This is a genomic window from Microbacterium songi (assembly GCF_042747925.1).
Taxonomy (GTDB): Bacteria; Actinomycetota; Actinomycetes; order Actinomycetales; family Microbacteriaceae; genus Microbacterium.
Map to the genome: position 1 here is coordinate 777,254 of NZ_JBHZIE010000001.1, position 10,791 is coordinate 788,044.

Sequence of the window (10,791 nt, forward strand, 5' to 3'; positions counted from 1 at the left end):
CCGCGGCCGGTGGCGGGTGCAGGCTACTTCTCGTCCTGCGTCCAGCGGCGCAGCGCTGCCTCGGCCGACCGATCAGCGGCGGCCTGATGGTCGTCCGTCGAGCGCAGGGAATCCTGACCGACGTCCTGACCGGGTCGCGATCCGTCGCTTCCACCGCCCAGGCTCTCGCCGAGCGGGGCGGTGTCCTGGAGGAGGGCCGCGATGTCGATCGGTGCGGTGGACACGTCGTCGGCGACGCGGGTCCCGCTCGCGGACGATTCCGCGGGAGCCGGGACCACGAGGGGAACGGGCGATGCCGCTCCCTGCTCGGCGCCGTCGTCCTCGCGCCGCACGTCCGGATCGGAACCCGCGTCCGCTTCCGCGATGAAGAGCGAAAGCATGGCCGGATCGTAGGCATCGGTCTGCATGGAGGTGTCCACAGCCGCTGTCGAGGCATCCGGCACCCGGCCCAGCAGCGCGATCGCGTCATCCACGTCGAGCGACGCGTCCGAGATGAGGTCTTCACCCTGCAGACCCGTCGCCAGGGCGGTGAGAAGATCGACCGCATCGCCGACGACGTCCTCACTGCCAGCGTCGAAGCCGTGCACGAGCCAGTTGGCGAACTCGAGCTCCGCGTAGAACCTCGCGCGTTCGCGCACCAGACCGTCCGGTGCCCGCCGGCTGTGCGCGGCGTACGCCCGGTAGACGTCGTCAGCCGCGTTGGGCGCGGAGGCCAGCCACTGCAGATCGGTGGCCGGGTCGCCGACCGAGAGACCGTGCCATTCCAGGACCCCCGTGACCGTCGGCGTGCCGTCGGCGTCTTCGAACAGGAACGATGCCGCACCCGCGCCGCCGAGGACGACCGCAGACTCGAAACGCCACAGCGCATCGGCCTCCACCGCCCGCCGCCAGCGGGCGACCAGCTCTGCGGGGGCTCGGCGTGTGTGCTCGACGCGGTCGAGGAGTCGGTTCACGTCGTCGCGGATCTGCTGAGGCGTGCGTACCGGGAGTCCCTCGGTGCGGACGATCGACAAGGGGAGTGCGTGCAGCGCGGCGAGGGCCTCGCCGATCGAGGTGGCCGCCCCACGGCCCGCGGGCACATGTGCGGCATCGACCCGGTAGCCGGGCAGGAAGTCCACGACCACCGTGGGGGCGCCGCCGATACCGGATTCGCCGAGCAGCTCAGGCGCCCGGAACGGGAGCAGTCCGCGCACGCCCGGAGTGAGCGCTTTCAGCGCTCTCGCCTCGGCGGCGAGCTCCGACGAGTCGGCGGGGTCGGTCGGGGTGCGCACGACGACCCGCCGTCCGTCGTCGAGTTGGGCGACCGCGGAGTCGTAGCGCCCGGCTGCCCCCTCGGTCAGCGCGCCGACCCCGATGACCCCGGCCTGGGGCAGAGCCGAGGCGACCGACGCGGCTAGAGTGAGAGGAGATCGTGCCATGAGCCCAGGGTAGGTCTGGCATGTCGGTGGAGCCTCGCGCCACGCCCGGCATGGCCACGCCCGGCATGGCGAACGTCGTAGAAAGGTCTCTCCGATGGCGCCTGCCCGCTCGAACCCTCCCGTCCTGCCCACCGCCTTCGATCGCGCCGCCGACGAGCGGACGGTCGACGGACTGGTCGATGCCCTCCGAGCGGATGCCGCCACGAGGGTTCTGGTGCTGCACGGCGACGCCGCTCCGTTGGGCGCGGATGACGCGCTCCAGTTCTTCGCCCCTGATGACGTGGCCGACGGTGGGGAATGGGCGTTCCTCGGACGCGAGGGCGACGGGACCGCCGTACTGACGTCCGTCTTCGCGCGCGACGACGCCGCCCCCGTCGAGCCGATCGGGGGGTGGGGGGCGCTGCGTGCCGTCGGCGGCGGGCTGGCACCGGGGGAGTCGGCGCTCTTCGTGGAAGCTCTCAGTCTGGGTCGCTGGCTGCTGGACGCACCGTTCTGCCCGGCGTGCGGCGCACACACGGAACAGCGACAGGCGGGCTGGGCCCGGCACTGCCCGTCGTGCGGTCGCGAGCACTTCCCGCGCACCGATCCCGCCGTCATCGTCGCCGTCGCCAGCGCGCAGCAGCCATCGCGCCTCCTGCTCGGTTCGAACGCGATGTGGGGGGCGAATCGTTTCTCCTGCTTCGCCGGTTTCGCGGAGGCAGGCGAATCGCTGGAGTCCACGGTCGCGCGTGAAGTGTACGAAGAGGCCGGGGTCGCCCTGCGCGACATCCGGTACAGCGGATCGCAGGCCTGGCCGTACCCCCGTTCGCTGATGCTGGGCTTTCACGCCATCGCCGCGGACGACGACGCCGCGCGTCCCGACGGCGACGAGATCGTCGACGTCCGCTGGTTCACCGCCTCGCAGATCGGCGAGGCTCTTGCGGGGGAGGGCGAGCTGCTGCTGCCCGGACCCGCGTCGATCTCGCGGCGACTGATCGAGGAATGGCACGCGAGCGCCCGATGACGCAAGACCCTCTCCACGGTCTCGACGAGATGCAGCGCGAGGCGGTGACCACCCTGCGCGGTCCGCTGCTCGTGCTGGCGGGCGCGGGTACGGGCAAGACGCGCGTGATCACCCATCGGATCGCGCACGGTGTCGACACGGGCGCCTATTCGCCCGGTCGGGTCATGGCCGTCACGTTCACGGCGAAAGCCGCGGGCGAGATGCGCGGGCGACTTCGTGCGCTCGGCGTGCAGGGCGTCTCGGCCCGGACCTTCCACGCGGCGGCGCTGTCGCAGCTGAACTACTTCTGGCCGACGGTCGCGGGCGATTCGGCTCCGACCATCATCGACAACAAGGTGCGCGTGCTCGCCCATGCGGCCGACGGCATCGGGATGGAGCCCGACACGGCGACTCTTCGCGAGATGGCCGGCGCGATCGAGTGGCGCAAGGTCACGATGCGCAGCGTCGAGGCGTATGCGCGCGACCGGCCCGACGGGGTGGGGCGCTACGACATCTCACGCGTCGCGGATCTCATGCGCGCCTACGAGAAGCTGAAGGATGAGCGGCGGCAGTTGGACTTCGAGGACGTGCTGCTCGCGTGCGCGGGGATGATCGAGAGCGAACCGCGCGTCGCTCAGTCCGTGCACGAGCAGTACCGACACTTCACGATCGACGAGTTCCAGGATGTGTCCCCTCTGCAGCACCGACTGCTCGAGCTCTGGCTCGGCGGACGTCGCGACCTGTGCGTCGTGGGTGACGCGAGTCAGACCATCTACTCGTTCGCCGGCGCCGAGGCTCGTTTTCTGCTCGAGTTCGAGCAGCGCCACGACGACGCGCGCGTCGTCCGTCTGGAGACCAATTACCGGTCGGATGCCGCGATCCTGGCTGTGGCGAACGCGCTCATGCGCGACCGGGCGGGGGCACTGGCCCTGCACCCACCGGTGAGGTCGGACGTGGCCGATGACGCAGCCGCCGGGGCAGCACTTGTCGATGCCTCCGGTGCCGTGGTTCCGTCTCCCGCGGGCGACGCTGTTCCGACGGTCACCGCGTACGACGACGATCAGGCCGAGGCGCGCGGCACAGCCGCCGCGATCGCGGCGGCGCTGCGGACGGACGTCGACCCGCGCGGGATCGCCGTCCTCTACCGCTCCCATGCGCAGTCGGCGGAGCTGCTGCGCGCACTCTCGGACCGAGGCATCCCGACGACGGTGCTGGGCGGCAAGCGCTTCTTCGACATCCCGGAGGTGCGTCAGGCGGTCATGGCTCTGCGTGGCGCGTCTGTCGCGACGCAGGAAGGAACCCTGGTCGACGCCGTGCGCGATGTACTGCGGTCGCTCGGCATGACCGACGAGCCGCCCGCGGCGGGCGGCCCCCTGCGCGACGCGTGGGAGGCGCGCGCCGCGCTGCGGAGGCTCGCGGAGGAGTCGCCCGCGGGGACCACCCTGCGGGTGTTCACCGACGACCTGCAGGCCCGCGCCAAAGCGCAGCACGAGCCCGCCCTGCGCACCGTGACACTGTCGACGCTGCACGCCGCCAAAGGCCTCGAATGGCCTCACGTCCACCTGGTCGGGCTCGCGGAAGGACTGTTGCCGATTTCATACGCGACCACTTTCGAGCAGATCGATGAGGAGCGCCGACTCGCCTACGTCGGCATCACGCGAGCCGAGCGGACGCTGTCCCTGTCGTGGGCGCGGACGTCGGGGCATCGGGAGCGGACCGTGTCGCGCTTCGTGCAAGAGATCGGCAGCGGCACGCTTCGTGCGGGCGATGCACGCGCCACCACCGCCGAGCGTAGTCGTCGTGCAGGCGCACCGACCGGGAAGCGGGCCCCGCATCACGAGCCGCGCTGATCAGGCGCGCGGCGACCAGGCCCGCCTCGCACGCGAGGGCATCGCTGATCGGTGCGGGATCGCGACCGATCAGCTGCGCGGCGATCATCGGCCACGCGGGATCCACGTCGGTGCGGTGCTCGTCGATGCACGCCAGACATGCGGTCTCGCCCGGGACGACGAGCGGCCCGACGTCGACGCGCCCGGCCGTGAACAGCACGGGGATGTGCGGGACGTCTGCGCTCAGGAGGGCCGCCCCGCGCCGCGGCTCGATGACGTGGTGCCCGACGAGGACGACAGCGGTTGCGACCTCTTCCGTGCCGCTCGGGCCGGCGGGCCGGGTCGTGTCGCCGCCGACGGCCGCGGCGATCTGCGCGGCCGCCCGAGCGGGGAACGCGTCGGAGACATCGACGCGCACGTTCTGCGACCGCGCGGCGAGGGTCGTCGACACCAGCGCGGGGCGCAGCTCCGCCAGGAATGCGGGAATGTCGGGAGCGGCTGCGCCGAACGACCTCGCCATGCCGGCGAAGGCGATGTCGGGCACGCCGCGCGTGAGCTCGTGCAGCATGCGCTGCTGCCAGGGTGAGGGGTCATCGATCACCACGAGCGCGTCGACGCCGAACTGCAGCGTCGACGCCGTGCGCCACACCAGAGGGTGGGCCGGGTCCAATCGGAGCATCTCCCGATTGTGTGCGCGTTCAGCCGGGCGCAGGCGAACTCCACAGGATCATGCCGTCCGTTGCGCGGATCGCCGCCCTGTGGAGGAGCGGATGCTGTGACCGCATGCGCGTCGATGCTCGACGGGAGCGGCATCCGTCACCGTCAGACGGGGCGGGGGTCCTCCGGGACGTCGTCGTCGCCCTCGGTGTCGGTCGCCGGATCGCCGTCCACCGCCGGCGACTCGTCCGCAGCCTCGCCCGAGACCTGCGTCTCCTCCCCGGCCAGCAGCCGCGCCAGAGCGTCGTCGAACTCGTCCGGTGCCGGCTCTTCGCCGCGCGCACGCGCTTCGAGCCGCGCGATGAGTGCAGCCGGATCGTCGATGTCGTCTGCGGTGGGCATCAGGTCGGGGTAGTCCCACAGGGCATCACGCGCGCCCATGCCGACGGCATCACCCACGGCACGCCACATCGCCGCCGCTTCGCGCATGCGGCGCGGCCGCATCTCGAGGCCGACGAGGGAGCCGAGCGCCTGTTCGGCAGGGCCGCCGACCGCGCGCCGACGGCGGACCGCTTCGGCGATACGCGGCGAGGTGGGCAGGCGTGAGGTCGCGTCCTCCGTCACGACGTCGACCCAGCCTTCGATCATCGCCAGCACGTTCTCGAGGCGGGCGAGCGCGGCGCTCTGCGCCTCGGAGCGCGCGGGGATGAGCGCGCCGCTCTCGAGCGCCTGACGCAGCTCGTCCGGCTGAGAAGGATCGAACCGCGACGCGAGGTCTTCCAGTGCGCCGGTGTCGATGTGGATGCCGCGGGCGAAATCCGTCACCTGCGACATGACGTGCAGCCGCAGCCACTTCGCATGCCGGAAGAGCCGGGCGTGCGCGAGCTCCCGCGTTGCGATGTAGAGCGCGAGCTGATCGTCGGGGATCTCGAGATCGCGGCCGAAGTCAGCGAAGTTCTGGGGCAGGATCGCGGCCTCGCCGGCGGGCATCACGGGGATGCCGACATCGCCGCCGCTGACGACCTCGGTGGCGAGACGGCCGACGACCTGGCCCAGCTGGGTGGCGAAGAGCGAGCCTCCGACGGTCCGCATGAGCTTGCCGGCGCCGGCGATGAGGCTCTGCATCTCTTCGGGCGCCTGTTCCCGCAGTGTTGCGGTCAGGGCGTCGGCGATGCTCGAAGCCACCGGCTCGGCGAGCTCCTGCCACACCGGCAGTGTCTCCTCGACCCAGCCGCCACGGGTGAGGGTGCGCGGAGGAGAGGAGAGTTCGGAGATCGTCGTGGCTTCGCTCAGCCAGAGGGTCGCGAGAGCGAAGGCCTGATCGAGGTCGGTGCGCTGTCCGGCGGTCACTCCCAGGCCGTCCTGATTGGCGATGTGCAGGGCCTGCCGCTTGGCGAGGTCCCAGGAGATGCCGCCGGGGTCGGAGGTGTTGAACGCCCCCTGGAGCTGGCTCATCACGGCCTGCATCATCGCCGGGTCCATACCCGACATCTTCGCCAACTGCTCGGGGTCGACGTCGCCGCCCATACCGGCGAACAGCTGCCGCATCAGCTCCTGGAAGTCGTCTTCCGGGCTCCGGTCCTCATCTGCCACTTCAGCCGCCTTTCAGCCCGGTCATGACGTTGCGATCTACGCTAGTCGCACGGACCATCGCAGGTGCCCGGCTGCGACCCTCGCGCTTACGCCGGTCGCGAACGACCAGGCAGAGGAAGACCACCAGTGGCACTGTTCGACGAAAACGTCGTGATCACGCCCGCTCCGCGGCGCCGGATGAACCGCAGGACGAGCGTCGGCGTCTGGGCTCTCGTGGTCGCGATGGTCGTGCTCCTCGTCCTCACCTTCCTGCCCACCGCCTACGTGATCCAGCAACCCGGACCGGTGTACAACACGCTGGGTGAGACGCAGTCCTCCGACGGCACCACGGTGCCGCTCATCTCCGTCGAGGGCGCCGAGACCTACCCGACGGAGGGGGCGCTCGACCTCCTGACCGTCCAGGTGGTCGGCAACCGCGAGCGCACGCCGTCGTGGTTCGAGCTGGCACTGGCATGGTTCGATCCCTCCCGCGCGGTCGTTCCGATCGACGCGGTGTTCCCCGCCGGGCAGTCCAGCGACGAGCGCAATCAGGAGAGCGCGGCGATGATGGTGGACTCGCAGAAGGAGGCGACCGCGGCCGCGCTCACCGAGCTCGGCTACGACGTCGACGCGAAGCTGACCGTCTACTCGCTGTCGGACGGGTCGGCCTCCGAAGGTGTGCTCGAGGCAGGCGACGTGATCCAGAGCGCGAACGGGCAGCCGGTGACGGATGCCACGTCCCTGCGTGCGGTCATCAACGAAGGTGGCGGTGCCCCCGTGGAGATCGGCATCGAGCGCGGGGGAGAGCCGCAGACCGTGACGGTCACGCCCTCCGAGGCGACGGCGGAGGACGGCACGTCGGTGTGGCTCATCGGCGTGACGCTCACCACGGACTTCGACTTCCCGATCGACGTGACGATCCAGTTGAACAACGTCGGCGGGCCGAGCGCGGGAATGATGTTCGCTCTGGGGATCATCGACACCCTCACCCCAGGCTCGCTCAACAGCGGCCAGAACGTCGCGGGTACGGGCACGATCGACGCTGCCGGCACGGTCGGACCGATCGGCGGCATCCGGCAGAAGCTGTGGGGTGCCGAGGAGGCCGGCGCGACCGTGTTCCTCGCTCCGGCGTCGAACTGCGACGAAGTCGTCGGTCATGTTCCGAGCGGTCTGCGGGTGTTCTCCGTCGCCACGCTCAGCGACTCGATGGCGGTGCTGAACACCATCGCCGACGGCGGAGACCTCGACGCCCTGCCGACCTGCTCGGCGGGCTGACCTTTCCTGGGAGATGCTCAGGCGTCCCATCGGCATCCGCCCAGAGGGCCCCGCTTAGGATGAGTGGGTGACCTCCACAGCATCCCCCACCTCGGCCACACCGAATCGTTCCCGAAGGATCATCGCCATCTCGCTGGCGATCATCGCCGCGCTCGTCGTGGCCTTCTTCGTGTTCGCTTCCCTCTATGCGGACTGGATGTGGTTCGCGCAGCTGGGGTTCGACCAGGTGCTGCTGACGCAGTGGACCGCGCGCGTCGTGATGTTCGTCGTCGGATTCCTCGGCATGGCCTTGCCCGTGTGGCTCGCGATCCAGCTGGCGTACCGCCTGCGGCCCGTCTATGCGCGTCTCAGCTCGCAGCTCGACCGCTACCAGGAGGTCGTCGAGCCCCTCCGCCGACTCGCGATGTGGGGAATCCCGATCTTCTTCGGCTTCTTCTCCGGGTTCGCGGCGTCGGCCCAGTGGGAGACCACGTGGATGTGGTTCAACGGCGTCCAGACCTCGGCCACCGACCCCGAGTTCGGCCTCGACACCGGCTTCTACCTGTTCGCCATGCCGTTCTACAGCGCCGCGCTCGGGTTCATCTCCGCGGTGCTGCTCATCTGCCTCCTCGTCACGGCGCTGGTCGCGTACCTCTACGGCTCGGTGCGCGTCGGTCAGCGCGAACTGCGGATCTCGAAGGCCGCACGCATCCAGCTCGCCATCATCGCCGGGTTGTACCTGCTGGTGCAGGGGGCGAGCCTGTGGCTCGACCGCTACAAGACGCTCGTCGAACCGGGTGACCGCATCACCGGGCCCGGCTACGTCGGCGTCAACGCCATCATCCCCGGGCAGACGATCCTCGCGATCGTCGCCGTGCTCGTCGCGGCACTGTTCTTCGTGACGGCCTTCGTCGGGCGCTGGCGCTGGCCCCTGATCGCGACGGCGCTGCTCGTCGTCTCGGCCATCGTGCTGGGCGTCGGGTACCCGTGGGTCGTCAACACGTTCCAGGTCAAGCCGAACCAGCTGTCGCTCGAACGCGAGTACTACCAGCGCAACATCGACTCGACGCAGACCGCCTACGGCATCGACGGTCTCGAGAAGAGCGACTACGACGCGGCCACCGACGCCGAAGCGGGACAGCTGCGATCGGATGCCGCCACCACGGCCTCCATCCGCATCATGGACCCCGCCATCATCACTCCGACGGTCGCGCAGCTCGAGCAGTACCGTGCCTACTACCAGTTCCAAGACCCGCTGGACGTCGACCGCTACCAGATCGACGGGCAGTCGCAGGACAGCATCGTGTCGGTCCGCGAGCTGAACCAGGGCGCGCTCGGCGCGGCCGCCTCCTGGCAGAACACGGCTCTCGTGTATACCCACGGTTACGGACTCGTCGTGGCCAAGGGCAATGAGCGCACCGCCGACGGCGACCCGGTCTTCATCGAAAGCGGCATCCCTGCCACCGGTTTCCTCTCGTCGACCGACTTCGAGCCTCGCGTGTACTTCGGCGAGAACTCACCGGCCTACTCGATCGTCGGAGCCCCCGAGACGACCGACCCGATCGAGCTGGACTACCCCTCCGGCGCCGACGGTGCCAGCGAGACGAAGACGACGTTCGAGGGCGACGGCGGACCGAGCGTGGGCAACGTCTTCAACCGTCTGATCTACGCCCTCAAGTTCCAGTCCGAGCAGATCCTCTTCTCCGACTACGTGAACGACGACTCGCAGATCCTGTACGACCGCGACCCGGCGCTGCGCGTCCAGAAGGTCGCGCCCTACCTCACGCTCGACAGCGACCCGTACCCGAGCGTCGTGGACGGCAGGATCGTCTGGATCGTCGACGGCTACACCTCGAGCGCGACGTACCCGTACTCGACCACGGTCAGCTTGGCTGCTGCGATCCAGGACGCGAACAACACCGCGCCGCGCTTCGCGCTCGACAACATCAACTACATCCGCAACTCGGTCAAGGCGACCGTCGATGCTTACGACGGCACCGTCACGCTGTACGCCTGGGACCCGGATGAGCCCGTGCTGAAGACGTGGCAGAAGGTCTACCCGACGACGCTCAAGCCCATCAGCGACATGTCCGCCGACCTCATGAGCCACGTGCGGTACCCGACCGACCTTTTCAAGGTGCAGCGGGCCATGCTCGGCATCTACCACGTCGACGACGCGCAGTCGTTCTACCAGCGCGACAACGCATGGGCGACGCCGAACGACCCGCAGACCGATGCGCGTCTGCAGCCGCCGTACTACCTCACGATGCAGATGCCCGGGCAGGAGTCGCCGGTCTACTCGATGTTCACGTCGTTCATCCCTTCTTCGGAGGGGGCGACGTCGCGGAACGTCCTCATGGGCTACTTGGCGGTCGACTCGAACGCCGGATCGGACGCCGGCACGAAGGCCGAGGACTACGGCAAGCTCCGGATGCTGGAGATCAACGCCGACACGACGATCCCCGGTCCCGGGCAGGTGCAGAACACCTTCAACTCCGACCCGACCATCTCGGCGCAGATCAACATCCTGAAGCAGGGCCAGTCCGAGGTGCTCAACGGCAACCTGCTGACGCTCCCGGTCGGTGGCGGGTTCCTCTATGTGCAGCCGGTGTTCGTCCAGGCCTCGAGCGGAACGCAGCTCCCCCAGCTGCAGAAGGTGCTCGTCGCCTTCGGCACGCAGGTGGCCTTCGAGGACACGCTCAATGACGCACTGAACACCCTCTTCGGCGGGGAGTCCGGCGCCAACGCCGGCGACGAGGATGTGGCGCCCGATTCATCGGCCAGCCCCAACCCGTCGCCGTCCGACACGGGCGCGAGCGACGGTGGCTCCAGCGATGGCGCCACCGGTGGAACGACGCCGACCATCGAGTACCAGGCCACTCTGCAGGAGGCGCGCCAGGCGCTCCTCGACCGACAGACGGCGCTGACGGCCGGTGACTGGACCGCCTACGGCGCCGCCGACGCCCGCCTCACCGCGGCGGTCGACAAGCTGATCCAGCTCGGCGGCTGAGCGCCACCGCCTCCGCGCGACGACCGGGCCCGGTCGTCGCGCGGAGGCTCGATTGGGCGCGGGCCGTTA

General features: G+C 69.8%; 6 protein-coding genes. 4 read left to right on the forward strand and 2 right to left on the reverse strand.

The features are described from left to right. Positions 1-23 precede the first annotated feature (23 nt). Entirely contained in the window at positions 24-1,418 is a 1,395-nt protein-coding gene (locus tag ACFM35_RS03950; RefSeq protein WP_378838570.1) for a phosphotransferase, read from the reverse strand. Between the two features lie 94 nt (positions 1,419-1,512). Between ACFM35_RS03950 and nudC the strand changes: the two genes are divergently transcribed. Both nudC and ACFM35_RS03960 read left to right on the forward strand, forming a co-directional pair. Next, positions 1,513-2,421, forward strand: a complete 909-nt coding sequence (nudC, locus tag ACFM35_RS03955; protein WP_378838573.1) for an NAD(+) diphosphatase — start codon at positions 1,513-1,515, stop codon at positions 2,419-2,421. Then, positions 2,418-4,250 (forward strand): ATP-dependent helicase, encoded by a 1,833-nt coding sequence (locus tag ACFM35_RS03960; protein ID WP_378838575.1) that lies wholly within the window; start codon positions 2,418-2,420, stop codon positions 4,248-4,250. The genes nudC and ACFM35_RS03960 overlap by 4 nt, the downstream gene beginning before the upstream one ends. Before the next feature lie 801 nt (positions 4,251-5,051). On the opposite strand, the gene ACFM35_RS03965 is transcribed toward ACFM35_RS03960, so the two are convergent. Beyond that, positions 5,052-6,479 (reverse strand): zinc-dependent metalloprotease, encoded by a 1,428-nt coding sequence (locus ACFM35_RS03965; RefSeq protein WP_378838578.1) that lies wholly within the window; start codon positions 6,477-6,479, stop codon positions 5,052-5,054. 126 nt (positions 6,480-6,605) lie between these two features. On the opposite strand from ACFM35_RS03965, the gene ACFM35_RS03970 reads away from it, so the two are divergent. Both ACFM35_RS03970 and ACFM35_RS03975 read left to right on the forward strand, forming a co-directional pair. Beyond that, positions 6,606-7,733: a YlbL family protein gene (locus ACFM35_RS03970; protein ID WP_378838580.1), complete on the forward strand. Its 1,128-nt coding sequence runs from the start codon at positions 6,606-6,608 to the stop codon at positions 7,731-7,733. Between the two features lie 67 nt (positions 7,734-7,800). Beyond that, entirely contained in the window at positions 7,801-10,722 is a 2,922-nt protein-coding gene (locus tag ACFM35_RS03975) for a UPF0182 family membrane protein (protein WP_378838583.1), read from the forward strand. Positions 10,723-10,791: the final 69 nt, after the last annotated feature.

What these genes read in the sequence shown, in the direction of transcription:
- ACFM35_RS03950 (WP_378838570.1), bottom strand. Translation starts at nt 1,418, where the DNA reads ATGGCACGATCTCCTCTCACTCTAGCCGCGTCGGTCGCCTCGGCTCTG.
- nudC (WP_378838573.1), top strand. Translation starts at nt 1,513, where the DNA reads ATGGCGCCTGCCCGCTCGAACCCTCCCGTCCTGCCCACCGCCTTCGAT.
- ACFM35_RS03960 (WP_378838575.1), top strand. Translation starts at nt 2,418, where the DNA reads ATGACGCAAGACCCTCTCCACGGTCTCGACGAGATGCAGCGCGAGGCG.